The sequence below is a fragment of the Sulfuritalea sp. genome, assembly GCF_031426875.1.
In the GTDB taxonomy this organism is placed as follows: Bacteria; Pseudomonadota; Gammaproteobacteria; order Burkholderiales; family Rhodocyclaceae; genus Sulfuritalea.
This window is the reverse complement of sequence record NZ_JASJPC010000028.1, coordinates 22,618-46,507: the sequence shown is the minus strand read 5'-3', so window position 1 is coordinate 46,507 and position 23,890 is coordinate 22,618. Positions and strand designations below refer to the sequence as shown.

Genomic DNA, 23,890 nt, shown 5'->3' with positions numbered 1-23,890 from the left:
GGTCAAGGAATGCGGGTGACGCAGGATGAAAGGGAAAAAAAGAGGCGCCGGAGGCTCAAGGAGGACCATAGTCCGACGCCTACACCAATCGATCGCGAACCAGTTCGCGCCAGTCTTCAGACGCAGCCGGTCGGCTTCGGCAGGCCGGCGATCTTGCAAGCCTGCTTGGCGGGACCGTAGGGGAACAGGTCGTACAGGTACTGGCTGGTGCCCTTGTCCGGACCGAGCTTCTTGCCGATGGCCTTGGTCAGCACGCGCACGGCCGGGGCGATCTGGAACTCGTTGTAGTAGTCGCGCAGGAAATTGATGACTTCCCAGTGCTGGTCGGTCATTTCAACGTTTTCGGTCTGCGCCAGATAGGTGCCGACGTCCTCGTTCCATTCGGCGAGGTTGACCAGATAGCCTTCTTCGTCGGTTTCGTAGGACTTGCCGCTGACTTCGATGCTGGACATGAATGTCTCCTTGAAAAATATGGGGTGTGAATGTCTCGGTTACAGCGTATGCATTACAGCCAGGATTGGCAGTTCTTGTGCTCTGCGACCAGGTCGACGAAGCCACCGTAATCCACGGTGGTGACGCCTGCCATGACGCGGTCGCCCATGCCGCGCGCTTCGAGATCCGGCGCGAGGGCATAGACCTTGAAGCGCGACAGCGCATCGCGCAGGTGGTTTTCGGCCGCATTGCCGCGGGTGGCGGCATACACGGCATCCTCGATCAGCAGAATGGCGCCGCCCTCTTGTACAACCCGCAGGCAGGATTCCAGCGCATTGCGTTCCAGCGACGATTTATTGACGATGTGCAACATCATGCCTCCTGAAGGGCCGTCCCGAGGGAGGCATGCGCCCCCTCGGGGGGCAGCGAACGAATGTGAGCGTGGGGGTACATATTGTTTCTCCCTTAGAAGCTGAGGACGACGTCCATCTCGTCCATGAGCTTGCCCAGTTCGGCGCGCGACATGACGGAGACGTCGACCAGCAGGTCGTCTTCGGTCAGGCCGCGGGCGGCCAGGGCTTCGGCTTCGACATAGAGCTTCTCGATGTCGTAGCCGTCCAGCGCGCGGTAGGTCGGCGAGAAATTCTTGTTCTCGATGCCCTTGGTCTGCTGGCCCTTCTTCAGCTGGAACACGCCGTCGTCCATGAAGACGAGGCTGACGTCCTGGTCGAAGGCCGCCGTGATCAGCACCACTTCCAGCGATTCGAGCGCGTAGATGGTGCCGTAGGGGGCCTTGCGATTGACGAACATGAACTTCTTGATGGTGCCTTCGCTCATGTCAGTCTCCAAACGTCACGAGGCGGTCGGCCTCGATGCCGGCTTCGACCAGTTGGCCGAGTCCCGAAATGCGGAAGCCCGGTGCCAGGTTCTCGTCGCGAATGCCGCGCCGCAGGGCGGCGGCAACGCAGACCACGAGGTCGAGCTTGTGTTCTTCGGCGAGCTTGGACCAGCGCGTGACGATGTTGCGATCGTCCAGCGGCGGCTCGGTCAGCGAGGAGGCGTTGTTCACGCCGTCGTTGTAGAAGAACACACGACGAATCTCGTGGCCCTTCTCCAGCGCGGCCCGGCAGAACAGGTAAGCCGAGTCGCTGGCCTGGTGCTGGTAGGGTCCTTCGTTGATGGTGACTGCAATTAGCATGAGCTGGTTTTCCTGGAATGCGCTCAGAAGCGGATGTGGGTCGAAGCGTTGAGATTGGCGCGCGAACCACGCCAGTCATCAATCAGGTACTTGGTGAAGGGCAGGCCGGTCTTCTCGAAGAAACGCGGCCAGCCGATGCGGTCGATCCAGTCCGACAGGCGTTCCCAGGGACGGGCATCGGCCTTGTAGGTGCGCAGGATGTTGCCCACCACGGCGTTGACTTCGGGCCAGCGCGGGGCGTTGTTGGGCAGGCCGGAAGCGACCATCTTCATGAAGGTGGGCTTGCCGCGTGCATTGGAGTTCTTGCCCCCGACCCAGATCGCCAGCTTGGAATGTTCCGGATCGTTGATTTGCATCGGCGGGCAGGGGGGATAGCAGGCGCCGCAGCAGATGCACTTCTTTTCATCGACTTCGAGCGAGGGCTTGCCATTGACCAGCGCCGGACGGATCGCGGCGACCGGGCAGCGGGCGACCACGGTCGGGCGCTCGCAGACGTTGGCGACCAGGTCGTGATTGATCTTGGGCGGCTTGGTGTGCTGGATGATGACTGCGATGTCGGCCTGGCCGCCGCAGTTGATCTCGCAGCAGGAGGTGGACATATGCACGCGGTTGGGCATTTCCTCGTGCTTGAACTCGTTGTACAGCTCGTCCATCATCGACTTGACCACGCCGGAGGCATCGGTGCCGGGGATGTCGCAGTGCAGCCAGCCTTGGGTGTGGGACACCATCGAGACGGAGTTGCCGGTGCCGCCGACCGGGAAACCGTTCTTTTCGAGTTCGGCGATCATCGGATCGACCTTCTTCTGGTCGGCGACCATGAACTCGATGTTGGAGCGGATGGTGAAGCGGACGAAACCTTCGGCGAACTGGTCGGCGATGTCGCACAGCTTGCGGATGGTCCATACGTCCATCTGGCGCTGGGTGCCGGCGCGTACGGTCCAGATTTCATCGCCGGTATGCGACACATGGTGCAGCACGCCGGGACGGGGCCGGTCATGATATTTCCAGTTGCCGTAGTTTTTCAGCATGGTCGGGTGCAGATGCGGCTTGTTGTCCGGCACGCCGCATTCGATGGCCTTGCGCAGCGGGGCGGGTGGGGTAGGTGCGTTCATGCTCGATCTCCTCAGGCGGCAGCTTTTTTGGCGTTGATGCGGGCGACTTCCTCGTCCCAGCCAACGGTATTGACATAGGGATTCATGCGCGGCGTCGAAACCATGTTGGCGTCGATTTCGACTTCGATGCCTTCGAGGAAATTGACCAGGCCGATGCGTTCGATCATTTCGCCGGTGCGCTCATGCTCCAGTGCGTTTTCGGCGAAGAAGTCGATGATCTTCTGACCCAGTTCGGTCAGCTTCTCGTAATCCTCGTCCTTCTGCAGCGGCATGAAGGGGATCACCACTGTGCCCATCAGGTCGCCGATCTTCAGCGTGCGCTTGCCGCCGACCAGGATCGTCGCGCCCTTGTCCACGCCGGTGGCGAGTGCCCCGGTCATGACGTTGATGCAGTGCATGCAGCGCACGCAATCCTTGTTGTCGATTTCCAGAGCCTGGGCGTCGTTGATGGCGACGCTGGAGAAGTGGCTGTCACCGGTGGCAGACCCGCGGACGTCCTTGATTTCCTTGATCTGGATCGCCTTGGTCGGGCAGCGGGCAACGACGTCGTTCACCAGTTCGTTCATGCCGTGCTTGGCGAACCACTTCTTGGCCAGCGCCTCGTCGGTGCGGATATTGTCGCGCCAGGTGCCGATCACGGCCATGTCCGAACGCTGGATGGAATTCATGCAGTCGTTGGGGCAGCCGGAGAACTTGAACTTGAACTTGTAGGGCAGGGCCGGACGATGGATGTCGTCGAGGAAGGTATTCAGCACTTCGCGGTGAGCCTTGGCTTCGTCGTAGCACGACTGCTCGCAGCGCGCCGCGCCGACGCAGGACATCGAGGTGCGCACGGCCGGGCCGGCGCCGCCGAGGTCGAAGCCCATGTCGTTGATTTCGTCGAAGGCCTTCTGCACGTTTTCCGTGGTGGCGCCCTGGAACATGATGTCGCCCGACTGGCCGTGCAGCGCGATCAGGCCGGAGCCGTGCTTTTCCCAGATGTCGCAGAACTGGCGCAGCGTCGCGGTGTTGTAGTGCATGCCGGGAGGCGGCATGACGCGAATGGTGTGGAACTCGGCGGCATCCTTGAATACCGGCTGGCCGTTTTCGTCCTTGATCTCGGTGAAGCGCGGAATGATGCCGCCGCCGTAACCGCGCACGCCGACCGTGCCGCCCTTCCAGTAGCCCTTGCGGGTCTGGTAAGAATGTTCCAGATGGCCGAGAATGTCGACCACGTAGTCCTTGTCCTTGGCCAGGCGCTTCAGGCCGGTGACAAAGCTCGGCCAGGGGCCGCTTTCCAGTTGATCCAGATTCGGTGTTGGGTGCATGGGCTTGGCCATGGTTTGTCTCCTCGTTGTCGGGGGGGGTAACTCGATGGAGCGATGTTAGGAGTCTGTGCGGTGCACAAACCATACTCCCGGCAGGTAATTCGACCTACCCCAAAGGGTTATATGCTTGCACTCCCATCCGGTGATGGCTGTTGACCCGTCGCTGGTGCCATAGTCCGCCCCCATAGAGTCATAGGAAACCCATTGGATACCGTCACCTCGCTCGACAAGTTCCGTGTGCCCATCGGCAACCAGGAGATCGAACTGCAGCAGTTCATCTTCGAGGCCGGCGGCATGCCGCTGCTGCGCACGCGGATTCGCGAGCGCAGCCGCTTCACCATTTTCGACATCGATCCCGCCACCGCCGCCCGCTGGGGCAAGGTGCTCTGCGCCTGGGCCGCGACGCAGCCGGGTGGGGCCGACGTGGACAAGGAGGGCGAGTGAACTATTCGCCGGACGAGGCTTCGGCCGTGATGGTCGACGTGGTGTTCTCGCTCGAAGAGGGAACATTCGCCGACGACCATGCCGAGGCTTTGGCGCGGGCGGTACGGCGTGCCCTGCCCTGGTTCGACGAGGAAGCCGAAGCCGGCATCCTGCCGCTGTCCGGGTTGGCGCACGGCAACAATGGCGTGTGTTTCGTCGGCCGTCGCAGCCGACTGGTCTTGCGCATGCCGATTCACCGTAGCGCCAGCGCCAACTTTCTGGCCGGCACCCGGCTCGACCTCGATGGCGCGGTGCTGACCGTAGGTGCGGGCAGCGTCCGGCCGCTGCTGCCGGCGCGTGGGGTCGTCTACTCGCATCTGGTCAGCGTCGGCGCCGACGACGAGATCGAGTTTCTCGCGCGTTGTAAGTCGCTGCTGGCCGGGCGCAGCCTGCAGCCGCAACTGATTACCGGCAAGGCGCACGAGCTGCGCACGGCGCAAGGTCCGGTGCGTGGTTTCAGCCTGATGTTGCATGGCCTGGCTGCCGCGGAATCGCTGGCCATGCAGGAAATCGGCCTGGGCGGGCATCGCGCGCTCGGCTGCGGTTTATTTATTCCACATAAATCGGTCGTTGCCGTCGGCAACTGACCCCAATCGAACGAGGAGAACCCTGATGTCCGAAGTTGCCACCGTGACGCTCGATGTATGCGGCCTGCCCTGTCCGGCACCGCTCCTGGGCGCCAAGAAACTAATCGACGACCTGCAGCCCGGACAGACGCTGCGTCTGATTTCCGATTGTCCGGGCACCGCCGACGACCTGTTCTCCTGGGCCAAGGTCACCGGCAATGTCGTGCTCGGCACCGAAAAGCTCGACGGCCACAAGAGTGCCTACATGATCCAGCGCGCCGGCGGCGCCAATGCCACGCCGGTTGCCCATGTCACCCTGGACATGCGCGGCGTGTCCTGCCCCGGCCCCATCGTGCAGGCCAAGAAGCTGCTCGACGGCATGCAGCCGGGCGAGGTGCTGCAACTGATCAGCGATTGCCCCGGCTCGGCCGACGACATCACGTCCTGGGCCAAGGCCGGCGCCGCCAATCTGGTTTTTACACATGAATCCGGGCGCGGCGTGCACGAGTTTTATCTGCGCAAGGCTTGAAGGCCTGCTTTAAATCGATTTTTGATTGACCCATCCCCCAGCCCCTTTCCCAAGGATAGGGGTGACTAACTCAGAGAGGAGACCTTATGAGCTACACCATCAACGGCGTCGAGAAGGAAGTCAACGAATACGGCTACCTGCTGGAGCCCGATTTCAGCGAGGAAGCGGTGCAAGTGATCGCCGCCGCCTGCGGCATCACGATGACCGACCAGCACTGGAAGGTCGTCAATTTCCTGCGCGAGAAATACAAGGAAGACGGCCATACGCCGAACATGCGCAACCTGATCAAGGGCCTGCAGGAAGAAGGCGACATGCCCGAGGCCGATAGTGCGCTGTTGTTCGAACTCTTCCCTGACGGCGGTGCGGCCAAGGAAGGCTGCAAGGTCGGTGGTCTGCCCATGCCTCTCGGCAAGGGAGGCTATTGAAAATAGCCTTCCTTGCCTTCGGCATGGCCAATTAATCGCCCCCCACCCCCTGGCCCCCGCCCCGGGGCGGGGGTAACCAGTCGGCTCGCTGCGCTCGAATAGGTATGAACCATGGCAATTAGGATTCGCTCCAGCTTCCATTCCGGGGGCAAGCCGCGCACCATGGCGGAGCTTGCCAGCGTCATTGCGATGCTGGCCTGGAAGCTGGCGATCGACTCGATCAAGCGCATGCGCGAGGCCGAGTACGACATCGACCTGGGCAGCGCCTATTTCGATTTCGTCTGCGAGTTCATGATCTTTCTGGCGCTGGCGGCGGATCGCATCGCCTATCGCGAGCTGACGCCTGAGCAGCGCCTGGAGTTCACCACCGCGCTGGCGCAGCGCATCGCCGCGGCGATCGACGACAACCGCGACATGCTGCTCTATGACGTGGCGCCGGGCAAGATCCAGCAGCATGTGCTGGAGCTGTTCAACCGCCGCGGCGCCGAGTATGCCGATCACGGCTATACCGAGGACGGGCCCGACTTCGGCTTTCGCCGCTGCTTTGCCGCCTGCCTGAAGGAAGTGCTGCCGGAAAAGGACCAACTCTGGGCCGTCGACCAGGTCATGGAAATCGAATCGCCGGAAGCCATCAAGGCGCTGGAAAAGACCCTGGCCGGACTGTTCCACCCCGGCGAGGCCAAGAGTCGGCGCCCGCGCCGCGGCGTAACGGGCGACTGACGACTTGTCCCTCCGCTCCGCGCTGAGTGGGCTGCAGCGTGATCACCGCGTGCCGGCTGCCGGCTTTCTTGCCGGCGCTGGGCGGATGGGCTAATATTAGCCCACTAGGCAATCGCTGAGTCGTCAAGGAGGTTCCCATGTCATCGGCCGCCAATGAATCGAAGCTCATGGAAGATCGCGCCATCTACAACATGCACGATGCCAAGAGCAATCTGTCGCGCCTGGTCGAACAGGCGGCGGCGGGGCGTGAGATCATCATCGCCCGCGATGGCAAACCGGCGGCGCGGCTGGTGGCGCTCGACAGCGGACGGCGCCCGGTGCAGCTGGGCTTGGCCGCGGGCAGGTTCGAAGTTCCCGACGATTTCGACGATCCGCTGCCCGACGAGTTGTGGGGCGATCTGCTGAATCCGCGCGCGCCTTGAAGCTGTTGATCGACACCCATATTGCCTTGTGGACGCTGGCCAGGCCCGAGCGACTTCCGGTCGCCCTGGCGCAAGGCATGAGGGAGGGTGAATTCGAGGTCTTCCTCAGCCTTGCTTCGCTGTGGGAAGTGGCGATCAAGCATTCGATCTCGGTCGCCGGAGGGTTGCGCAAGCTCGACTGGAGCGCGGCCGACCTATTGACGTGGACCGAGGGCGCCGGAATCAACTTGCTGCCGATAACGCCCGCCCATTGCATACGCGCCGACAGCCTGCCTTACCGCATCAATCCGAAGACCGGCCGTGCGCATGCCGATCCCTTCGACCGCATGCTGGTGGCGCAGGCCCTGGCCGAACCGATGCGGCTCGTGACAGCCGATCCGCTGGTGGCGCTGCACGGCGTCGATGCACCGGGGCTGATCGAAAAGATTCCGGCCTGAACGATGGCAACAGACTGCGAGGGTATTTTGATGACCGATTTTCCGTTCGATCTCGACAATGCGGCTGCGTACGCGGCGTGGCGCGAGCGCAAGCTCGACAGCGCGCCGCGCCGCATCGAGGACATCGTGGTTGCGCTCGACGATCCGCGCAGGCTGACGCCCGGCGAGCTCGATGCCCTGCTGCAGCGCTGCGCCACGGCCAACATGGCGATCTACGCCAGCACTACGGCCGGCAATCCCGACAAGGAGATTCCGCGTCGCCTCGGCGCCCAGCTGGGCCTGCACAGTCTCGACAGCCACTGGCTGACCGACGACGATGCGATTTCGCCGATATCGGTGCGCGGCGCCGAAGAGCGCGGCGAACGCAAGGAATTCATACCCTATACCGACAAGCCGATCCGCTGGCACACCGACGGCTATTACAACCTGCCCGAGCGCACGGTGCGCGGCATGGTCCTGCATTGCGTGCAGCGCGCCGAATCCGGCGGCGAGAACCAGTTGCTGGACCACGAGCTCGCCTACATCCTGCTGCGCGACGAGAATCCGGACCATATCCGCGCCCTGTCGCAGCCCGACGCCATGACCATCCCGCCGCGCATGGACGAGACCGGCATCGCGCGCGCCGCGCAGCCGGGGCCGGTATTTTCAATCGATGCGCAGGGCTATCTGCACATGCGCTACACGGCGCGCAGCATCAGCATCGAATGGCGCGGCGATGCGGCGACCCAGGCGGCCGTGGCGGCCTTGTCCCGCATCCTCGCGACGCCGACACCCTGGACCCTGCATGGAAGCATGGAACCCGGCATGGGCCTGGTCTGCAACAACGTGCTGCACGACCGCGCTGTCTTCGTCGATTCGCCGCAACACCAGCGCCTGCTGTATCGCGCGCGCTATCACGAGCGGGTCGCGCCGGTGCCGCGAGAGCCGGCCTGAGCGACGCGTCGGCCCTCAGCCGCCGGCGGCCGCCAGCAGGTCTTCCATGCGTACCAGCTTTTCGCGCGGACGCCCCTGTGCCGCGGCGACTTCCGCGGCATTGATTTTCTGCCAGCCGGCGAAGTCGATCGGCCGTGCACCGCGCGTCGCCAGCAGGGAGTCGATCAGCGCGCCACCCGGTTTGTCGCCCGGCGCGCCGCCGGCGATGTCGGCGAGGATGAGTTCGGCCACTGCCAGCGAGTCGGCCCGGTTGGCCGGGATCACGCCCTGCGGTCCGCGCTTGCACCAGCCGGCCGTATAGACACCCGCTTCGACGCGGCCCTGATCGTTGGCCACCACGCCGCGCGCGGCGTCGAAGGGTAGCCCAGGGAAGGCAGTGCTGCGATAACCGATGGCGGATATCACGGTATCGGCCGCAATCGCGTAGCTTTCGCCGTCGGGAACCGCGCGGCCATGTTCGACACGGGTTCTTTCCAGCAACAGTTCGCGGGCGCGACCGTCGCCGTGGATGGCCAGCGGCCGGGCATTGAACAAAAAATGGATGCGCAGCGGGCGCTCGTCCTGTGTACCGCGCTGCGCATAGCCGCGCAGCACCTCGATATTTCGTTGGGCCAGCTTCCGCTGTTCCTCGCCGAGTTCCGCGGGAAGTTCCGTCGGCAATTGCGCAGCATCGACTCGCGTCGCCGCGCGCGAAAGATCGCCGAACTCGCTCAGCTCCGCGGTGGTGAAGCTGGCGTCGGCCGGCCCGCGGCGACCGATCAGCCAGATGTCCTCGATGCGGGCGGCGGCGAAGGCGGTGCGGGCGCGGGCGCAGAGGTCCGAGGCGGCCAGCTCGTCGGCGGTCTTCGCCAGGAGACGTGCGATGTCCAGCGCCACGTTGCCGTTGCCGATGATGGCGACCGACTTGCCGTCGAGCCTGGGTTCGAGATCGCGGTCAGCGGGAATGCCGTTGTACCAGGCGACAAATTGGCCCGAGCCATACACGGCATCGAGTTCTTCGCCGGAGATGCCCAGGCGGCGATCGTCCAGCGCACCGATGGTGATCACCAGCACGTCGTAGGCGGCCTTGAGTTCCTCGTAGGAAATGTCGCGGCCGACGGTGACGTTGCCGAGAAAGCGCACGCCTTCCTTGCCCAGCGTGCGCTCGAACTGCCGGGCGATGTTCTTGGTGCCCTGATGGTCGGGCGCGACGCCGCCGCGCACCAGGCCGAAGGGCGTCGGCAGCCGGTCGAAAATGTCGATGCGCGCGCCGGGCAGCTTGCGCCCGAGGGCGTCGGCGACATAGCAGCCGGAAGGGCCGGCGCCGACGATGCCGATATGGATGGGAGCCTGATTCATGCCAGAGCCTCGATTCTGCTTGTCGTCGCGTCGTTGAAGCGCCGCTGAAAATATTCGGCCGCTTCGGGCAGCCGCCCGTCGGCGGTTTCCAGCACGCTCGTCAGGTGCTGCTCGGACTTGGGCGCGACCAGCGTGTAGAGCTCGCCGCAGATCTGTCTTGCACTGTCGCCGGGCCAGTCGGCGGGGAGCAACTGCCTGGGCAATTGCGGATCGCGCAACTGGACGCGGCGAAATTCGTGGATCAGCAGCGAGCGCACGCAGAAGGCCTGTTCCGGATCCAGGTTGCGCGCCGCTTTGATGGCCCTTGCCAGGGGGCGGAAACAGTCGATGAAACGCTTGTAGTCGGCAGCGATGGTGTCGAGATTCCAGCATTCGCGCACCAGTTCCTGCAGCGGACGGCTGGCCAGCGCGCCCAGGCTGCGTCCCTGGATCACCACCACCTTGTCGTGGGTGCCGGTGCTTTGCAGGATTTCCAGCACCGCGTCATGGTTGGCGTAGGGGTGCGCCAGCACGCCCGGTGCAATCACGCCGAAACCCTCCCAGAGCAGTTCGCGGCGCAGCACGTCGCGCTGCGCCGCGCTCAGGATTCCGCCGCCGGCAAACACCACCTGCCAGTCGCCGTCCCATTGCCGGTGCGGATCATCGTAGATGCGGCGGAAGGCATGTTCGAAACGCCGGCGACCGATCGCTGTCAAACTGTAATAGCTCTTGCGTCCGATGCGCTCCGAGACCAGCCACTTTTCCCTGGTGAGGCGGAACACGCTGGTTCTGACCAGCCTTGCGTTCGGGCCCAGCGGCTCGATCAGCGTGATCAGGCTGCCGATGCCGACGGTGCCGCCGTGGGGGGCGATCGCATCGCCGTAGATGGTGATGATCAGCGAGTTGGCGCGCAACTTGTGGTCGGCGAGGAAGGCATTCAGCCATTGGCTGATGAAGCGGCTCTTCATGAGTGGAACGCTCCCTGGGTAATTTCTTTAAATGATATCACTGGCTGTGATGTGTTGTAACACTACTCCTGAAAGCATTGCTACTCACTTGTCGATGTCAGCTTGCGCTATTTTGCCGAAGCCAAAAAAACAAAGACAAAACAGAGTAAAGCGACAGTATGGTTGAAGTATAAAAAATAAATTGACACTTTTGAAGTGATACATTACTATTTTACGCAGCAATTGAATTTGTATCGCAATTAAGAATTTTCTGAAATATGGCTTTGCCCATGCGCCGGTGTGCAAGTCGGCGCGATGGCCTGTTGGCACTACCTGGAGAGCTGAAATGAGAACATTCAAGACTTACGACAAGGGCGACGTACTGCCCGACGACTACCGGAAGGCCCTGATCAACCTGATGTGTTTCCAGGCCGACTCGGAATACGCCGGCGGTCAGCGCGTGGCCGAGAACCATCAGTATGCGACGCGCCCGGAAGAGGCCTATCGCCTGTCGAAGAAGGTGTTCGAGGAAATGGGCCACGCCTTCTATGTCTGGAACCTGCTGCAGGAGCTCGGCGTCGATGTCGATGCCCGCCTCTACGAGCTGTCGCACAATCCCGAGAATCCGGACCCGAAGAAGGTGAACGTGATCAACGGCTTCCGCAAGGAAAACTGGTCGAAGTTCTTCGAGTGCTGGGAAGACGTGGCGCTGTTCTCGACCGTGGTCACGCCGGCCGCCGTGGCCTTCCTCGGCCAGTATCGCGAGTGTTCCTACCTGCCCTGGGCGCGCGTCAATGTGCGCATCCACAAGGAGGAATACGGCCACTTGGCCTTCGGTGTCTGGGCCTCCAAGCGCTGCATCGAGTTCGGCGGCGAGAAGACGCGCGAATTCATGCAGCAGCGGATCCCCAAGTTCATGCAGATGGGCCTGGGTTTTTACGGCCGCCCGTCCGCCGGCGACAAGAAGTCGGAAATGTTCGACATCTATTACGAGTACGGCATCAAGGTGAAAAAGCCGGAAGAACTGCAGGCCGAATACCTCGAACTGCTGGATTCGCGGCTCAAGGAAATCGGCCTGGTCATGCCCACGGACGTCGAGGCCGACTACGACATGCGCATGGGTTACGAAGCCGCACATCCGCTGGCCGCCTGAGCCATGCCTGCTTTACCCCAGCATCTGCTCGACGGCGAAGTTGCCGAGCTGAGGCGCTTCGGCTATACGCCCTTCGGCGATGCGGCGCCCGACTGGGCGGGCATGTGGCAACTGCTGCAAGGCGACTTTGCCACGCTGCAGCGGCCCCAGGTGCCCGGCTATGCGGAGCTGAGTCCCTGGCCTCAGGAAGGCGCGCGCATCTACATGCGGCGGCGCCTGCTGGCGGATCGCCTGTTCGAGGAATGCCAGGTCCTGTATCGCCGGCTGCACGGCGAGGGCATCAATACCGAGCTGGTGGAGGCCTACACCCTGGCGCGCGAAGCCTACGAAGACGCCGTGCTGGATTTCGGCCGGGCGCGCGAAATGCTCGAAGAGGTATTCACGCGGACCGTCGATGTCTGACGCGGCCAGGCGTGCCGCCTGCGGGTGAGACGTCCGGGAATCGGGGAACTCCGTACGGGTATACTGGCGGCAGGCATGTTCCTGCCGACCTTCAACCAACCACAGGAGTTTTCATGAGGATTCTATCCATCGCTTTCGTCGGCTTCATCGGCACCATCGGGCTGGCTTCATTCAATGCAGGCGCCGCAGATGCCAAAGTGCAGACTGTCGCCGCCCTGAATCAGAACAAGGCCACCCTCGCCGGCAAGACGATCAGCGCCCAGGGCAAGGTGGTGAAGGTCAACAACGGCATCATGGGCCGCAACTTCGTGCACGTGCAGGACGGCACGGGCGATGCCGCCACCGCCACCAACAACCTGATCGTCACCAGCAAGCAGACCGCCGCCGTCGGCGACCAGGTGACGGTTTCCGGCGTGGTCGTGGTGAACCGCGATTTCGGCGCCGGCTATTCCTATCCGCTGCTGATCGAAGAAGCCAGCATCACGCCCAAGAAGTAAGGGCGGAACCCGGGGGCCGACACGGCCCCCGGCGGGCTAGTGCCGCAACTTGCTGTAAGCCGCCAGCAGGCTCTGGTGCAGGTCGCAGCCTGTTAGGTCCAGTCCCGGTGTTTCGATGTTGAAGAAGCGTTGCTGTCTTTGCAGCATGGCTTCGGCCGAGGCCAGTGTAGCGTCGCCGTACAGGCTTTGCAGTGCGCTGCGGTGTCCGTCGGCGCTGCCCAGGTCGAGCAGGGTCTCGATGCAGCGATAGACCAGGCAGCGTGGCCTAGTCTGCCTGCGACAACTCGGTGAAATCGTGGATCAGGTCGTCCAGCTTGTGCCGGGCATGAGCGCGCTGGTCCGGCGTGGTCAGGGCATGGATGGCAACGGCGAGTTCCGCCGCGGCACGGCGCAGTGCCACAGCCTGTGACAGTCGCGCCGGATCGGCGGGCAGATCGAAGCGTGCCGCGTAATCGTGGAGCAGTCGCATCAGCTTGTCGCGCGGCGGGCGCTCGCGCTCGACCAGGCGCACCAGGTCCAGCCACTCGCGCTGACGGCGCAACCTTTCCTCGTACCAGAACTGGCTGCCGGCGCTCTGCCCGCCTATGAGTTGCCGCAAGCTCGCCGCCTGGGCGTCGCTGAAGTCGCCGAACCAGTACTCGGTGCGCTCCAGCAGGCGCTTGTAGCGCGCCCGGCGCTGGGCGTTTTCGTCCTCGGCGAGCTTCGCCTCCTTGGCGTAGTCGCTGTTCTTCTCCGTGAAACGCCCGGCCATGCGCGCGATCTGCGCGGAACTGACGGTTGCCAGGAAATCCGCAATGTCGGGAGTCGCCCGGTCGGACAGATTGCGTGCGCGGCGGATGATGCCTTCGCTCAGTTTCATCATGTCGCCGACCGTGGGCTGGCCGCCGACCAACTGCTGGCCCTGGCGCAGCACCAGCACGTAGTCCGGCAGCTGGGTCTTGCGGTGCCAGGCCAGGAAGCCGGACAGGCGCTCGCGCAGCAGCAGGTCCTGGTCCGGCGACAGGTCCACGTACTGGTCTATCCACCAGCGCGCCAGGCTGTCGGCATTGCCATAGCCGAGGCGCACCGCACTGCAAGCCTGCAACAGCAGGCAGATGGCGACAAGAAGGGCCAGGCGGCGCATGAAGCGGTCAGTCGATGCTTCGGCCATGGCCGAGCAGGCTCAGGCGGACCAGGTCCGGCACGTTTTCCACCTGCAGCTTGGCCACCATGCGCGCCTTGTGCACCTCCACCGTGCGCGGACTGATGCCCAGGCTTTCGGCAATTTCGCGGTTGTGCCGACCGGCTACCACGAGTTCCATGACTTCGCGCTCGCGCGGCGTCAGGCTGGCCAGCAAGCGTTCGAAATGCGCGCGCTGGCCGGCCTGGTCGAGGGTCGAGCTTTGACGGACGATGGCTTCCTCGATTGCGGCGACCAGCTTCGCGTGGTCGATCGGCTTCTCCAGGAAATCGACGGCATGGGAGCGGAACGCTGCGCGTGCCGATTCGACGTCGCCGTGCCCGGTCATGACGATGGTAGGCATTTGGCAGCCGCTCTCCCGCAAGCGTTTTTGCAGCGCCAGGCCGTCCATGCCGGGCAGGCGGATGTCGATCAACAGGCAGCCCGACCATTGCGGCCGGTAGGCGTCGAGAAAGCTTTCGGCATCGGCGAACAGGGTGACCGGATGGCCGCGCAGACCGAGCAGCAAGCCCAGGGCATCGCGCACGGATTGGTCGTCCTCGATAATGAATATCGTGAAGCCACTAGCTTGCATCATCGGACTTTCCTTCGGTCGGCAACACCAGCTTGAACAGGCCGTGATCGGTTACCTCGGCCCAGAGGCTGCCGCCGTGCGCCTCGGCAATGGCTCGGCTGATGATCAGGCCGAGGCCGAGGCCGGTCGCCTTGGATGACTGGAAGGCTTCGAACAGCCGTGCCGCCATTGCACTGGTCAGGCCGGGCCCGCTGTCTTCGACGCAAATGCACACCCGCCCGGCTCTGTCCGGCTCGGCCGACAGACGGACCCGTCTTTGCCCGGCGGGCTGGTCGGCCGCCGCATCGAAGGCATTGGCCAACAGATTGCGCAACACCACTTCCAGTTGCAGGCGGTCTGCCAGCACCATGCAGGGCGGCGCCGGGTCGACGCTCAGCTCGATGTCATGCTGCCGCGCCTTGGCGGCAAAGGAGGACGCTGCGGCGCCGAGCAGGTCGTTCAGCCCGATTGCTTCGAGCCTCGTGGCGCCGGTGCGGAAGAAGTCCCGCAAGCGACGCACCACGTCGGCGGCACGGAAGGATTCGGCCACCATGCGGCGGATCGTATCGCGCAGCCGTTCGCCCGTCTCGCCTTGCGCCAGCAGTTGCTCGCAGGCCGTGCCATAGGCGGACAGGGCCGTCAGCGGTTGGTTCAGTTCGTGGGCCAGGGCACCGGCCATCTCGCCGGCCGCTGCCAGGCGCAGCGTTTGCCGCAGTTCAGCGCTGACCCGCTGCTTTTCATCGACCACGACGCCGATGAAGAATCCGGACATGACCAGCACCACCGCCAGGGTCTGGATCTCCAGTACCGTTACCGCCGAAAATCCCAGCAACTGGACTGCGCCGATGATGCCGAGCTGGATCACGGTGGCACTGGCCACGGCGCCGGCGATGCCCTGCCGCGCCGCGGCCCAGGCGATCGGCAGGAACAGCACGTAGAAATACTTGAAATCGGCGGCAGCGCCGACATCGAAGGCGACCCAGAGCGCAAGGGAAGTGGCCAGCAGGTGGCCCAGCGACTCCCAGGTCAGCACGGTCGCCCGCAATTGAGCGCGCCCGCGCTGGTCCAGCAGCATCCACAGGATCGGCATTGACACCAGGATGCCGACGCCATCGCCCACCCAGTAGCGGACGAAGGCCTCGGGTATGCCGCCGCCGGGAATCAGGTCGGCCAACGACAGCGCAAAGACGAAAGCCAGGCTGGTCACCAGCGTGCCAACGGCAACTATGCCGGCCCATTCGAGCAGTTCGCGCCGGTCGCCGAAGATGCCGCCACGCGTCAGGCGGTGGCGCAATGTCTCGGCGATGGCCCAATACCCCAGCGTCAGCAGGGCGGACAGGCCGATGGATATCGGCAAGGACGCCGGCAGGTCGCGCACCCAGGCATCGGCGATCACGATCGTCAGCGCCAGCGGCAGCGCGGCGTTTCTGCCGAAGCGCAGCATAAAAACCAGGCCGAGCGCCGGCGCCGGACTCCACGGCGTGATGTTGAGGCCGTGCAGCGGATGGAAGTAACTGGCCCAGTCGAGCACGACGTAGCCCACAAGCAGGATCAGAACGTCGCGCCAACCGAGCCGCAATGTTGGCAATGTCGGCAAAATCGGCTCGTTCCAGTGGATCGACGGGGCATTGTGCTCGGGCATGGGCGGATTCGTAATTCGTCAAGGCACGTAGGGGAAGCCCGTATCTTGCTCCAAAGCCGCGCCCAGCGCAGCTTTCGCGCTGCTCTCGACATGAATCCCCAGGGCTGCCGGACTGCGGATGCACTTACGCGCAAGCCCGAATTTTCAGCCAGGCGGCATCGTCCTAGGATGCCGTTCCATGGCTCGTTCATCAAGTGCGCTGATTGCGCTATTCCTCTTCTGGCTGCTGCTGTCCGGACTGTTCACGCCCTTCCTCCTGGCGGCCGGCGCCGGCAGTGCGCTCGCCGTGATGCTGCTGGCGCGGCGCATGGACGTAATCGATCACGAAGGCTTCCCGATTCATCTCGGCTGGCGCGCGCTGTTCTCCTACTGGCCCTGGCTGGCGAAGGAAATCGTCAAGTCGGCCTGGGATGTCAGCAAACGCATCCTCGATCCGCGGCTGCCGATCTCGCCGACCCTGGTCGAGTTCGTTCCCCTGCAGCGGACCGATATCGGGCTGGTGATCCATGCCAATTCGATCACGCTGACGCCGGGCACCATCGCCATCGAGGTCGAACCTGGCCGCTTCCTGGTGCACGCATTGACCCGGCAAGGCGCGGCCGGACTGGCCGGCAGCGCAATGGATCGCCGTTGCGCCGCGCTGGAGCGGCCATGAGCATGCTCGCCGCCGCCACCGTCGCCTTGCTCGTCACCGTGGCCATGGCTTTGACGCGCGCGGCGCGGGGGCCGACGGTGTTCGACCGTCTGCAGGGCGCCAACAGCATCGGCACCTGCGCCATGCTGCTGCTGGCCCTGTTCGGCTTTGCCAACGGGCGACCGGAGTTTCTCGACCTCGCGCTGGTGTATGGCCTGCTCAACGTGATCGGCGTGATCGCCGTGCTGAAGTTCTTCCGCCAGGGCGATCTGGGCGACTCCGGCAGCGCAGACCGCTCGCCGCGGGCGACGCCATGACAGCCTTTACCGACCTGCTCAGCGCGGCCTGTCTCGCCGGCGGCGCATTCTTCTGCCTGGCCGGCGGCATCGGTCTGCTGCGCATGCCGGACTTCTATACCCGCATGCATGCCGCCAGCGTGATCGAAACCCTGGGTGCCGGACTGATCCTGCTCGGGTTGATGCTGCAGGCCGGCCTGACGCTGGTCGCGGTGAAGCTGCTGATGGTCGCGCTGCTGGTCATGTTCACCAGCCCGACGGCGAGTCATGCGCTGGCCCGTGCCGCCCTGCTGCGCGGTCTGCTGCCGCAACTGGCCGGGCGGCCGAGCGAGGAGGACGCATCATCGAAACCCTGATCGTCGACCTGCTGCTGGTGCTGATGGCGCTCGCGGTGCTGGTGCTGGCGCGCACGCGCAACCTGTTCGCCGCCGTGGTGCTGCTGGGCATTTACAGCTTTCTGATGGCCACCGCGATGGTCGCGCTGGATGCGGTCGATGTGGCGATGACGGAGGCCGCCGTCGGTGCCGGAATTTCCACGGTATTGCTGCTCGGCGCCCTGCATCTGTGCCGGAGCCAGGAGGCCAAGCCGGTGCATCGGCCCTGGCTGCCGCTCGCGCTCTCGGCGTCGACCGCGGTACTGCTGATCCATGGCGCCCTGGGCCTGCCGGATTTCGCCGACCCGCAGGCGCCGATCCACCAGCATGTCGCGCCGCGTTACCTGCAGAACGAAGTCGACTTGCCGAACGTGGTCACTGCCGTGCTGGCGAGCTTTCGCGGCTTCGACACGCTGGGCGAGACCACCGTGGTTTTCACCGCCGGCATCGGCATCATCGCCCTGCTGCGGCGGCGCCGGCCCAAAGCGGAAGGAGGCGCCGATGAGGCATGACCTCGTGTTGCGCGTGGTGGGCAAGCTGCTGATTCCCTTCATCCTGCTGTTCGCGCTGTATGTGCAGTTCCATGGCGATTTCGGGCCCGGCGGCGGCTTTCAGGCCGGCGTCATTTTTGCCGCGGGGATGGTGTTCTACGCGCTGATCTTCGGCCTCGAAAACGCGCGCAGGGTGATGCCGGACCGGCTGGTGGAAACCATGCTGGCCGCCGGCGTCCTGCTGTATGCCGGTGTCGGCGTCGCCGGGCTGCTGCTCGGCGGCAACTACCTGGACTATTTCGTGCTCGACCGCAATCCCGTGCTGGGCCAGCATCGCGGCATCTTCTGGGTCGAGGTCGGGGTTGCCGTTACCGTCTGCGGCGTGATGCTGAAGATCTTCTACATGTTCGCCTCGCGCGGCGGTGCCGACGGGCAGGGGCCGCAGTGAACATGGCGGCGCACTTCAGCCACTTCAGCTACATCGTCACGGTGCTGCTGATGGTCGCCGGGCTGTTCATCGTCATCGCGCGCGGCAACCTGATCAAGAAGCTGATCGGCCTCTCGGTGTTCCAGACCTCGGTGTATCTGCTGTATATCGCGCCGGGCAAGCTGATCGGCGGTACCGCACCGATCCTGGCGCCGCAGTTCAGCGTCTATTCCAACCCCTTGCCGCATGTGCTGATTCTCACCGCGATCGTCGTCGGCGTCGCCACCCTGGCGCTCGGCCTGGCGATCGCGGTGCGCATTCGCGAGGCCTACGACAGCATCGAGGAAGACGAAATCCTGGCCCTCGATCACGCCGCGGCAGATGCGCAGGGGGATGGCTCGCCATGACGCTCGCCGCGCATCTGCCGGCCTTGCAGGTGGTGCTGCCGCTGCTCGCGGCGCCCGTGGCGGTGCTGTTGCGCCACGGCGGGCTGGCCTTTGCCGTGGTCACGGCAGCGGCCTGGGCCGCCTTCGCCACGGCGATCGGCCTGTGGCTGCAGGTCGGCCAGGGCGGCGATGGCCATGTCATTTCCTACCACATCGGCAGCTGGCCGCCGCCCTGGGGCATCGAATACCGCGTCGACCGCCTGAGCAGCTTCGTGCTGGTGCTGGTCTCGGGCATGGCCGCGCTGGTGCTGCCCTATAGCCGCAGCAGCATCGCGCGCGAAATCGCGCCGGAAAGCCACTATCTCTACTACGCCATGTTCGCGCTGTGCCTGACCGGCCTGCTCGGCATCACCATCACCGGCGATGCCTTCAACATATTCGTGTTTCTCGAAATATCGTCGCTCGCGACCTATGTGCTGATCGCCCTGGGGCGGGACCGCCGCGCGCTCACCGCGGCCTACCAGTACCTGATCATGGGCAGCATCGGCGCCACTTTCATCGTCATCGGCATCGGTTTCCTCTACCTGATGACCGGCACGTTGAACCTCGCCGACATGGCGGGACGCCTGGGCGCCATCGAAAGCTCGCGTCCGGTGCTGGTGGCGCTGGCCTTCCTCACGGTCGGCATTTCCCTCAAGCTGGCGCTGTTTCCGCTGCACCAGTGGCTGCCCAACGCCTACACCCACGCACCCTCGGCCGTGACCGCCTTCCTCGCCGCGACCGCGACCAAGGTCTCGGTGTACGTGCTGATCCGTTTCTACTTCTCGGTGTTCGGCGAAAGCCTGGTATTCGACCAGCTGCCGCTGCCGCAGGTCATGCTCGGGCTGTCGTTGTGCGCGATGTTCGGCGCCAGCTTCGTCGCCATCTTCCAGAACGACCTGAAGCGCCTGTTCGCCTATTCCAGCGTCGGCCAGATGGGCTACATCACGCTCGGCCTGTCCTTCGATTCGGTGAATGGCCTGGCCGCCTCGATCGTCCATTTGTTCAATCACGGCATTGCCAAGGGCGCGATCTTCCTGCTGATCGGCGGCATCGTCGCGGCCTCGGCAGCACGCGGCGCCGTGTCGCCAGCGCCAACTTTTGCCAACCTCGCCGGGCTGGCCAGGCGCATGCCGCTGACCTGCTTCGGCATCGTGCTCGGCGGCCTGAGCCTGATCGGCGTGCCGGGCACCGCCGGCTTCATCAGCAAGTGGTATCTGATCCTCGCCGCGCTGGAAAAGGGCCAGTGGTGGCTGGTCGGTGCGATCCTGCTGAGTTCGCTGCTGGCCGTCGCCTATGTCTGGCGCTTCGTCGAGGTGGCCTACTTCCGCGCCGCGCCGGCCGGCCAGGACGCGCGCGGCGAAGCCCCGCCGGCACTGCTGATCCCGGCCTGGTTGCTGGTGGCGGCGACGATCTGGTTCGGCCTCGACACCTCGCTCAGTCTCGGCTCCGCGCTGGACGCCGCGCAACAACTGGTCAGAACAGGACGATGAGCGCGGAGCAGGCCATCCTCGCCGCACTCGTGCTGCCGCTGCTGGGCGCCGCGCTGATCGCGCTGGCCCACCGCTGGCCCAATCTGCGCGAGGGCATCACCCTGTCCACTGCCGTCGGTCTGTTCGCCTGCGTCGCGCAACTGCTGGCCCCGGTGCTGGCCGGCAGCCGTCCCGCCGTGACCTTGCTGGAGCCGCTGCCCGGCCTGCCGATCGCCTTCGAGGTCGAACCGCTGGGCATGCTGTTTGCGCTGATCGCCTCGGGGCTGTGGATCGTCAATTCGGTGTATTCCATCGGCTACATGCGCGGCAACAAGGAGCAGCACCAGACGCGCTTTTACCTGTGTTTCGCGCTGGCGATCGCCGCCGCGCTGGCGATCGCCTTCGCCGCCAATTTGCTGACCCTGTTCCTGTTCTACGAACTGCTGACCCTGGTCACCTATCCACTGGTAACCCATGCCGGCACCGAGCAGGCGAAGCGCGGCGGGCGCGTCTATCTCGGCATCCTGATGGGCACCTCGGTGCTGTTTCTGCTGCCCGCCGTGATCTACACCTGGCACCTTGCCGGCACCACGGATTTCCGCGTTGGCGGCATCCTGCCGTCCGGCATGGACAAGGGCGAGGTGGCGATCCTGCTGGCCTTGTTCATGTTCGGCATCGGTAAGGCCGCGTTGATGCCCTTCCACCGCTGGCTGCCGGCCGCGATGGTGGCGCCGACTCCAGTTTCGGCGCTGCTGCACGCGGTGGCTGTGGTCAAGGCCGGGGTGTTCACCGTGGTCAAGGTGGTGGTCTATGTCTTCGGCCTCGATGCGCTTGCGGGCGCCACCGACTGGCTGGTGGCGATTGCCAGCTTCACCATCGTCGCCGCGTCGCTGGTGGCGCTCAAGGCCGACAACCTGAAGCGCCGCCTGGCCTACTCGACCGTGAGCCAGCTGTCCTACGTGATCCTCGCCGCCGCCATCCTTGCCCCGCTTTCCGTGGTCGGTGCCGCGCTGCATATCGCCGCCCACGCCTGCGGCAAGATCACGCTGTTCTTTGCCGCCGGCTCGATCTACACCGCCGCGCACAAGACCGAAGTCAGCCAGCTCGACGGCATCGGCCGCCGCATGCCGTGGACCATGGCGGCCTTCGGCGTCGGCGCGCTGTCGATGATCGGCCTGCCGCCGGCCGCCGGCTTCGTCAGCAAGTGGTACCTGGTCTCGGGCGCGATCCAGCAGGCGCACTGGTTCGCGCTGGCGGTGGTGCTGCTCAGCACCCTGCTCAACGCCGGCTACTTCCTGCCCATCCTGCATCGCGCCTTCCTGCGCCCGCTCTCGGCCGAGTCCGTCGCCCATCCGCACGGCGAGGCGCCGCTGCCCATCGTGCTGGCGCTGATGCTTGCCGCCGCCGCCACGCTGGCGCTGTTCTTTTTTCCCGACGTTCCGCTGGCACTGGCGCGGCAACTGGTGAAACCATGAAGCACGAACACTGGCTCGACCATCGCGACAACGTGAAGAAGCTCTGGCGCGGCTTTCTTGTGCTGCTCGCGCTGACCGTGGTCGCCGGATTGGTGGTCGACCTGCATCCGCATTTCGCGATCGAAGGCTGGCCCGGCTTCGACGCGGCCTACGGCTTTGTCACCTGCCTGCTGATGATCGTCGGCGCCAAAGCGCTGGGCCTATTCCTCAAGCGCGGCGATGCCTATTACGCCGAGGACCAGCAAGATGAATGAGCTCAATTTCCATCCGGCGCTGATCCTGATCGCAGGCGCGCTGCTGCTGCCGCTGTTGCGCGGCACGGCCCGCAGCATCGCCGTGCTGTCAGCGCCAACTCTTGCGCTGATCGCCCTGTGGCTGCTGCCCGAAGGCCGGCTGTGGCAGGTGCAGTGGCTCGACTACACGCTAGCGCCGCTGGCCGTGGACAAGCTCTCGCGCCTGTTCGCCACCATCTTCGCCCTGATGGCTCTCGCCGGCGGCCTGTTCGCCCTGCGCCAGGAAAGCCGCCTGGAAATCCCGGCCGCCTTCCTCTATGCCGGCGCGGCGATCGGCGTGGTGCTGGCCGGCGACCTCGTCACGGTCTTCCTGTTCTGGGAATTCATGGCCGTCGGCTCCACGCTGGTGCTGTGGAGCGCCGCCACGCCGGGCGCCTGGGCCGCGAGCCGGCGTTATGTGGCAGTGCATCTGGCCGGCGGCGTGATCCTGTTCGCCGGCATCACGGGCCACATCCTCGCCACCGGCGAGGTCGGCTTCGACCGCATGCAGGCCGACTCGGTCGCCACCTGGCTGATCCTGATCGGTTTCCTGATCAATGCCGGCGCGCCGCCGCTCGCGGCCTGGCTGCCCGACGCCTATCCGGAAGCCTCGTGGAGCGGCACCGTGTTCCTCTCCGCCTTCACCACCAAGACGGCGGTGTATGTGCTGCTGCGCGGTTTCCCCGGCACCGAGCTCCTGATCTGGATCGGCATGTTCATGATCTTCTACGGCATCGTCTATGCGCTGCTGGAAAACGACATGCGCCGGATACTGGCCTATTCGATCGTCAACCAGGTCGGCTTCATGGTGGTGGGCATCGGCATCGGCACCGAGATGGCATTGAACGGCGCCGCTGCGCACGCGTTCGCCCACATCATCTACAAGGGGCTGCTGCTAATGTCGGCCGGCGCCGTGCTGGCGGCGACCGGCAAGCGCAAATGTTCCGAACTCGGCGGCTTGTTCCACAGCATGCCGCTGACCACGATCTGCGGCACCATCGGCGCGTTGGCGATCTCGTCCTTCCCCCTGACGTCGGGATTCGTCTCCAAGTCGATGGTGACGCAGGCCGCCGCCGATGGTCACCTGCAGGCCGTGTGGCTGTTGCTCGCCGCCGCCTCGGCCGGCGTCTTCCTCCATGCCGGGATCAAGTTCCCCTGGTTCGTGTTCTTCCAGAAGGACTCGGGATTGCGTCCCGCCGACCCGCCGGCCTCGATGCGCTGGGCCATGATCCTGTTCGCCTTCCTCTGCATTGCGCTCGGCGTCTGGCCCGGGCCGCTCTACGCGCTGCTGCCTTATGCGGTCGACTACGTGCCCTACAGCGCGGCCCATGTCATCACCCAGTTGCAGCTGCTGCTGTTCTCCGGACTGGCCTTCTTCGTCATGCTCGATTATCTGAAGCGCACGCCGACCATCACCCTGGACGCGGACTGGATCTGGCGCGTGTCCGGACCGGCCATGGCGCGCGTGTTCGGCGATGCGCTGCGCATCACGCGCGCCGGGCTCGGCAACGATCTGGCGGCAGGCATGCGCGCGCTGGCCGAGGCCGTGGTGCGCCAGCGCCGGCCCGGCGGCCTGCTGCTGCGCTCCTGGCCCACGGGCAGCATGGCGCTGTGGGTCATGGTCATGCTGCTCGCCTACCTGCTGCTGTATTACAGCGGTAACAGCCATGCCTAGAACCAGCGCCCAACAGCATTGATTCGACCATGCATGCATTCGCTCAACACTGCGCTTCAACCGCCGGAACCGTCGGATCGATCCCGGCGCAGCA

The 23,890-nt window shown here is 64.7% G+C and carries 33 protein-coding genes; 21 read left to right on the top strand and 12 right to left on the bottom strand.

Translation table 11 applies throughout. From position 1 onward, the window contains the following. Positions 1-116: 116 nt before the first annotated feature. The 6 genes from RMO95_RS13055 to RMO95_RS13030 all read right to left on the bottom strand — a co-directional run bounded on the left by RMO95_RS13055 (position 117) and on the right by RMO95_RS13030 (position 4,061). A complete protein-coding gene (locus RMO95_RS13055; protein WP_310451070.1) occupies positions 117-452 on the bottom strand; it encodes a TusE/DsrC/DsvC family sulfur relay protein in 336 nt (111 codons plus the stop codon). Positions 453-505: 53 nt separating this feature from the next. Then, positions 506-808, bottom strand: a complete 303-nt coding sequence (gene tusB, locus RMO95_RS13050) for a sulfurtransferase complex subunit TusB (protein WP_310451069.1) — start codon at positions 806-808, stop codon at positions 506-508. Between the two features lie 89 nt (positions 809-897). Beyond that, on the bottom strand, positions 898-1,269 hold the full coding sequence (gene tusC / locus RMO95_RS13045) for a sulfurtransferase complex subunit TusC (protein WP_310451068.1): 372 nt from the start codon (positions 1,267-1,269) through the stop codon (positions 898-900). 1 nt (position 1,270) lies between these two features. Further along, positions 1,271-1,630, bottom strand: coding sequence for a sulfurtransferase complex subunit TusD (gene tusD / locus RMO95_RS13040; protein WP_310451067.1), 360 nt, complete (start codon positions 1,628-1,630; stop codon positions 1,271-1,273). Positions 1,631-1,653: 23 nt separating this feature from the next. Further along, positions 1,654-2,742, bottom strand: a complete 1,089-nt coding sequence (gene dsrB / locus RMO95_RS13035; protein ID WP_310451066.1) for a dissimilatory-type sulfite reductase subunit beta — start codon at positions 2,740-2,742, stop codon at positions 1,654-1,656. A gap of 11 nt (positions 2,743-2,753) precedes the next feature. Beyond that, positions 2,754-4,061, bottom strand: a complete 1,308-nt coding sequence (locus RMO95_RS13030) for a sulfite reductase, dissimilatory-type subunit alpha (protein WP_310451065.1) — start codon at positions 4,059-4,061, stop codon at positions 2,754-2,756. 192 nt (positions 4,062-4,253) lie between these two features. Here RMO95_RS13030 and RMO95_RS13025 point away from each other — a divergent pair, with 192 nt between their 5' ends. The 8 genes from RMO95_RS13025 (at position 4,254) to RMO95_RS12990 (ending at position 8,564) form a co-directional block, all read left to right on the top strand. Continuing rightward, the gene (locus tag RMO95_RS13025; RefSeq protein ID WP_310451064.1) at positions 4,254-4,493 is read left to right on the top strand and encodes a DUF6967 family protein; all 240 of its coding nucleotides are present in this window, start codon (positions 4,254-4,256) and stop codon (positions 4,491-4,493) included. Beyond that, complete coding sequence (gene cas6 / locus RMO95_RS13020) at positions 4,490-5,119, top strand: type I-MYXAN CRISPR-associated protein Cas6/Cmx6 (protein ID WP_310451063.1); 630 nt, start codon at positions 4,490-4,492, stop codon at positions 5,117-5,119. The genes RMO95_RS13025 and cas6 overlap by 4 nt, the downstream gene beginning before the upstream one ends. 25 nt (positions 5,120-5,144) lie before the next feature. Continuing rightward, the gene (locus tag RMO95_RS13015; protein WP_310451062.1) at positions 5,145-5,627 is read left to right on the top strand and encodes a sulfurtransferase TusA family protein; all 483 of its coding nucleotides are present in this window, start codon (positions 5,145-5,147) and stop codon (positions 5,625-5,627) included. A gap of 86 nt (positions 5,628-5,713) precedes the next feature. Next, complete coding sequence (locus tag RMO95_RS13010; RefSeq protein WP_310451061.1) at positions 5,714-6,052, top strand: TusE/DsrC/DsvC family sulfur relay protein; 339 nt, start codon at positions 5,714-5,716, stop codon at positions 6,050-6,052. Positions 6,053-6,163: 111 nt separating this feature from the next. Continuing rightward, the gene (locus RMO95_RS13005; protein ID WP_310451060.1) at positions 6,164-6,772 is read left to right on the top strand and encodes a hypothetical protein; all 609 of its coding nucleotides are present in this window, start codon (positions 6,164-6,166) and stop codon (positions 6,770-6,772) included. 137 nt (positions 6,773-6,909) lie between these two features. Then, positions 6,910-7,194, top strand: coding sequence for a type II toxin-antitoxin system prevent-host-death family antitoxin (locus RMO95_RS13000; RefSeq protein ID WP_310451059.1), 285 nt, complete (start codon positions 6,910-6,912; stop codon positions 7,192-7,194). Further along, positions 7,191-7,631 carry a type II toxin-antitoxin system VapC family toxin gene (locus RMO95_RS12995; RefSeq protein WP_310451058.1) on the top strand — a complete coding sequence of 147 codons (441 nt, stop codon included), beginning with the start codon at positions 7,191-7,193 and terminating at the stop codon, positions 7,629-7,631. The genes RMO95_RS13000 and RMO95_RS12995 overlap by 4 nt, the downstream gene beginning before the upstream one ends. Before the next feature lie 30 nt (positions 7,632-7,661). Next, the gene (locus RMO95_RS12990) at positions 7,662-8,564 is read left to right on the top strand and encodes a TauD/TfdA family dioxygenase (protein ID WP_310451057.1); all 903 of its coding nucleotides are present in this window, start codon (positions 7,662-7,664) and stop codon (positions 8,562-8,564) included. Positions 8,565-8,579: 15 nt separating this feature from the next. On the opposite strand, the gene RMO95_RS12985 is transcribed toward RMO95_RS12990, so the two are convergent. After that, positions 8,580-9,902 (bottom strand): FAD-dependent oxidoreductase, encoded by a 1,323-nt coding sequence (locus RMO95_RS12985; protein ID WP_310451056.1) that lies wholly within the window; start codon positions 9,900-9,902, stop codon positions 8,580-8,582. Further along, positions 9,899-10,849 carry a phenylacetic acid degradation operon negative regulatory protein PaaX gene (paaX, locus tag RMO95_RS12980; protein ID WP_310451055.1) on the bottom strand — a complete coding sequence of 317 codons (951 nt, stop codon included), beginning with the start codon at positions 10,847-10,849 and terminating at the stop codon, positions 9,899-9,901. Before paaX ends, RMO95_RS12985 begins: the two co-directional genes overlap by 4 nt. Positions 10,850-11,174: 325 nt before the next feature. Between paaX and RMO95_RS12975 the strand changes: the two genes are divergently transcribed. The 3 genes from RMO95_RS12975 to RMO95_RS12965 all read left to right on the top strand — a co-directional run bounded on the left by RMO95_RS12975 (position 11,175) and on the right by RMO95_RS12965 (position 12,880). After that, positions 11,175-11,981 carry a Phenylacetic acid catabolic protein gene (locus RMO95_RS12975; protein ID WP_310451054.1) on the top strand — a complete coding sequence of 269 codons (807 nt, stop codon included), beginning with the start codon at positions 11,175-11,177 and terminating at the stop codon, positions 11,979-11,981. Positions 11,982-11,984: 3 nt separating this feature from the next. After that, positions 11,985-12,383 carry a hypothetical protein gene (locus RMO95_RS12970; RefSeq protein ID WP_310451053.1) on the top strand — a complete coding sequence of 133 codons (399 nt, stop codon included), beginning with the start codon at positions 11,985-11,987 and terminating at the stop codon, positions 12,381-12,383. A 113-nt stretch (positions 12,384-12,496) separates the two neighbouring features. Beyond that, on the top strand, positions 12,497-12,880 hold the full coding sequence (locus tag RMO95_RS12965) for a hypothetical protein (RefSeq protein WP_310451052.1): 384 nt from the start codon (positions 12,497-12,499) through the stop codon (positions 12,878-12,880). A gap of 36 nt (positions 12,881-12,916) precedes the next feature. On the opposite strand, the gene RMO95_RS12960 is transcribed toward RMO95_RS12965, so the two are convergent. From RMO95_RS12960 to RMO95_RS12945, 4 genes are read right to left on the bottom strand one after another with little or no spacing between them, the layout of a single operon-like run. Beyond that, positions 12,917-13,102: a hypothetical protein gene (locus RMO95_RS12960; protein ID WP_310451221.1), complete on the bottom strand. Its 186-nt coding sequence runs from the start codon at positions 13,100-13,102 to the stop codon at positions 12,917-12,919. A gap of 43 nt (positions 13,103-13,145) precedes the next feature. After that, positions 13,146-14,030 carry a DUF6279 family lipoprotein gene (locus RMO95_RS12955; RefSeq protein WP_310451051.1) on the bottom strand — a complete coding sequence of 295 codons (885 nt, stop codon included), beginning with the start codon at positions 14,028-14,030 and terminating at the stop codon, positions 13,146-13,148. Then, positions 14,011-14,637, bottom strand: a complete 627-nt coding sequence (locus tag RMO95_RS12950) for a response regulator transcription factor (protein WP_310451050.1) — start codon at positions 14,635-14,637, stop codon at positions 14,011-14,013. The genes RMO95_RS12955 and RMO95_RS12950 overlap by 20 nt, the downstream gene beginning before the upstream one ends. After that, on the bottom strand, positions 14,624-16,255 hold the full coding sequence (locus tag RMO95_RS12945; RefSeq protein WP_310451049.1) for an ATP-binding protein: 1,632 nt from the start codon (positions 16,253-16,255) through the stop codon (positions 14,624-14,626). The genes RMO95_RS12950 and RMO95_RS12945 overlap by 14 nt, the downstream gene beginning before the upstream one ends. 178 nt (positions 16,256-16,433) lie before the next feature. Here RMO95_RS12945 and RMO95_RS12940 point away from each other — a divergent pair, with 178 nt between their 5' ends. From RMO95_RS12940 to RMO95_RS12895, 10 genes are read left to right on the top strand one after another with little or no spacing between them, the layout of a single operon-like run. After that, positions 16,434-16,910 carry a Na+/H+ antiporter subunit E gene (locus RMO95_RS12940; protein ID WP_310451048.1) on the top strand — a complete coding sequence of 159 codons (477 nt, stop codon included), beginning with the start codon at positions 16,434-16,436 and terminating at the stop codon, positions 16,908-16,910. After that, positions 16,907-17,206, top strand: a complete 300-nt coding sequence (locus RMO95_RS12935; protein ID WP_310451047.1) for a monovalent cation/H+ antiporter complex subunit F — start codon at positions 16,907-16,909, stop codon at positions 17,204-17,206. The genes RMO95_RS12940 and RMO95_RS12935 overlap by 4 nt, the downstream gene beginning before the upstream one ends. Next, the gene (gene mnhG, locus RMO95_RS12930; protein WP_310451046.1) at positions 17,203-17,541 is read left to right on the top strand and encodes a monovalent cation/H(+) antiporter subunit G; all 339 of its coding nucleotides are present in this window, start codon (positions 17,203-17,205) and stop codon (positions 17,539-17,541) included. Before RMO95_RS12935 ends, mnhG begins: the two co-directional genes overlap by 4 nt. Then, on the top strand, positions 17,526-18,071 hold the full coding sequence (locus tag RMO95_RS12925; RefSeq protein ID WP_310451220.1) for a DUF4040 domain-containing protein: 546 nt from the start codon (positions 17,526-17,528) through the stop codon (positions 18,069-18,071). The genes mnhG and RMO95_RS12925 overlap by 16 nt, the downstream gene beginning before the upstream one ends. Continuing rightward, on the top strand, positions 18,061-18,498 hold the full coding sequence (locus tag RMO95_RS12920; RefSeq protein WP_310451045.1) for a Na(+)/H(+) antiporter subunit B: 438 nt from the start codon (positions 18,061-18,063) through the stop codon (positions 18,496-18,498). Before RMO95_RS12925 ends, RMO95_RS12920 begins: the two co-directional genes overlap by 11 nt. Positions 18,499-18,500: 2 nt before the next feature. Further along, a complete protein-coding gene (locus tag RMO95_RS12915) occupies positions 18,501-18,884 on the top strand; it encodes a cation:proton antiporter subunit C (RefSeq protein ID WP_310451044.1) in 384 nt (127 codons plus the stop codon). Then, on the top strand, positions 18,881-20,395 hold the full coding sequence (locus RMO95_RS12910) for a monovalent cation/H+ antiporter subunit D family protein (protein WP_310451043.1): 1,515 nt from the start codon (positions 18,881-18,883) through the stop codon (positions 20,393-20,395). Before RMO95_RS12915 ends, RMO95_RS12910 begins: the two co-directional genes overlap by 4 nt. Next, entirely contained in the window at positions 20,392-21,849 is a 1,458-nt protein-coding gene (locus tag RMO95_RS12905; protein ID WP_310451042.1) for a proton-conducting transporter membrane subunit, read from the top strand. The genes RMO95_RS12910 and RMO95_RS12905 overlap by 4 nt, the downstream gene beginning before the upstream one ends. After that, on the top strand, positions 21,846-22,103 hold the full coding sequence (locus RMO95_RS12900; protein WP_310451041.1) for a hypothetical protein: 258 nt from the start codon (positions 21,846-21,848) through the stop codon (positions 22,101-22,103). The genes RMO95_RS12905 and RMO95_RS12900 overlap by 4 nt, the downstream gene beginning before the upstream one ends. Then, a complete protein-coding gene (locus RMO95_RS12895) occupies positions 22,096-23,796 on the top strand; it encodes a Na(+)/H(+) antiporter subunit D (RefSeq protein ID WP_310451040.1) in 1,701 nt (566 codons plus the stop codon). Before RMO95_RS12900 ends, RMO95_RS12895 begins: the two co-directional genes overlap by 8 nt. The last annotated feature ends 94 nt before the right edge of the window (positions 23,797-23,890 follow it).

Bases quoted from the DNA above. Each gene is read 5' to 3' on its own strand.
- RMO95_RS13055 (WP_310451070.1), bottom strand. From the start codon at position 452: ATGTCCAGCATCGAAGTCAGCGGCAAGTCCTACGAAACCGACGAAGAA.
- tusB (WP_310451069.1), bottom strand. From the start codon at position 808: ATGATGTTGCACATCGTCAATAAATCGTCGCTGGAACGCAATGCGCTG.
- tusC (WP_310451068.1), bottom strand. From the start codon at position 1,269: ATGAGCGAAGGCACCATCAAGAAGTTCATGTTCGTCAATCGCAAGGCC.
- tusD (WP_310451067.1), bottom strand. From the start codon at position 1,630: ATGCTAATTGCAGTCACCATCAACGAAGGACCCTACCAGCACCAGGCC.
- dsrB (WP_310451066.1), bottom strand. From the start codon at position 2,742: ATGAACGCACCTACCCCACCCGCCCCGCTGCGCAAGGCCATCGAATGC.
- RMO95_RS13030 (WP_310451065.1), bottom strand. From the start codon at position 4,061: ATGGCCAAGCCCATGCACCCAACACCGAATCTGGATCAACTGGAAAGC.
- RMO95_RS13015 (WP_310451062.1), top strand. From the start codon at position 5,145: ATGTCCGAAGTTGCCACCGTGACGCTCGATGTATGCGGCCTGCCCTGT.
- RMO95_RS13010 (WP_310451061.1), top strand. From the start codon at position 5,714: ATGAGCTACACCATCAACGGCGTCGAGAAGGAAGTCAACGAATACGGC.
- RMO95_RS13005 (WP_310451060.1), top strand. From the start codon at position 6,164: ATGGCAATTAGGATTCGCTCCAGCTTCCATTCCGGGGGCAAGCCGCGC.
- RMO95_RS13000 (WP_310451059.1), top strand. From the start codon at position 6,910: ATGTCATCGGCCGCCAATGAATCGAAGCTCATGGAAGATCGCGCCATC.
- RMO95_RS12990 (WP_310451057.1), top strand. From the start codon at position 7,662: ATGACCGATTTTCCGTTCGATCTCGACAATGCGGCTGCGTACGCGGCG.
- RMO95_RS12985 (WP_310451056.1), bottom strand. From the start codon at position 9,902: ATGAATCAGGCTCCCATCCATATCGGCATCGTCGGCGCCGGCCCTTCC.
- paaX (WP_310451055.1), bottom strand. From the start codon at position 10,849: ATGAAGAGCCGCTTCATCAGCCAATGGCTGAATGCCTTCCTCGCCGAC.
- RMO95_RS12975 (WP_310451054.1), top strand. From the start codon at position 11,175: ATGAGAACATTCAAGACTTACGACAAGGGCGACGTACTGCCCGACGAC.
- RMO95_RS12970 (WP_310451053.1), top strand. From the start codon at position 11,985: ATGCCTGCTTTACCCCAGCATCTGCTCGACGGCGAAGTTGCCGAGCTG.
- RMO95_RS12965 (WP_310451052.1), top strand. From the start codon at position 12,497: ATGAGGATTCTATCCATCGCTTTCGTCGGCTTCATCGGCACCATCGGG.
- RMO95_RS12955 (WP_310451051.1), bottom strand. From the start codon at position 14,030: ATGGCCGAAGCATCGACTGACCGCTTCATGCGCCGCCTGGCCCTTCTT.
- RMO95_RS12950 (WP_310451050.1), bottom strand. From the start codon at position 14,637: ATGATGCAAGCTAGTGGCTTCACGATATTCATTATCGAGGACGACCAA.
- RMO95_RS12945 (WP_310451049.1), bottom strand. From the start codon at position 16,255: ATGCCCGAGCACAATGCCCCGTCGATCCACTGGAACGAGCCGATTTTG.
- RMO95_RS12940 (WP_310451048.1), top strand. From the start codon at position 16,434: ATGGCTCGTTCATCAAGTGCGCTGATTGCGCTATTCCTCTTCTGGCTG.
- RMO95_RS12935 (WP_310451047.1), top strand. From the start codon at position 16,907: ATGAGCATGCTCGCCGCCGCCACCGTCGCCTTGCTCGTCACCGTGGCC.
- mnhG (WP_310451046.1), top strand. From the start codon at position 17,203: ATGACAGCCTTTACCGACCTGCTCAGCGCGGCCTGTCTCGCCGGCGGC.
- RMO95_RS12920 (WP_310451045.1), top strand. From the start codon at position 18,061: ATGAGGCATGACCTCGTGTTGCGCGTGGTGGGCAAGCTGCTGATTCCC.
- RMO95_RS12915 (WP_310451044.1), top strand. From the start codon at position 18,501: ATGGCGGCGCACTTCAGCCACTTCAGCTACATCGTCACGGTGCTGCTG.
- RMO95_RS12910 (WP_310451043.1), top strand. From the start codon at position 18,881: ATGACGCTCGCCGCGCATCTGCCGGCCTTGCAGGTGGTGCTGCCGCTG.
- RMO95_RS12905 (WP_310451042.1), top strand. From the start codon at position 20,392: ATGAGCGCGGAGCAGGCCATCCTCGCCGCACTCGTGCTGCCGCTGCTG.
- RMO95_RS12900 (WP_310451041.1), top strand. From the start codon at position 21,846: ATGAAGCACGAACACTGGCTCGACCATCGCGACAACGTGAAGAAGCTC.
- RMO95_RS12895 (WP_310451040.1), top strand. From the start codon at position 22,096: ATGAATGAGCTCAATTTCCATCCGGCGCTGATCCTGATCGCAGGCGCG.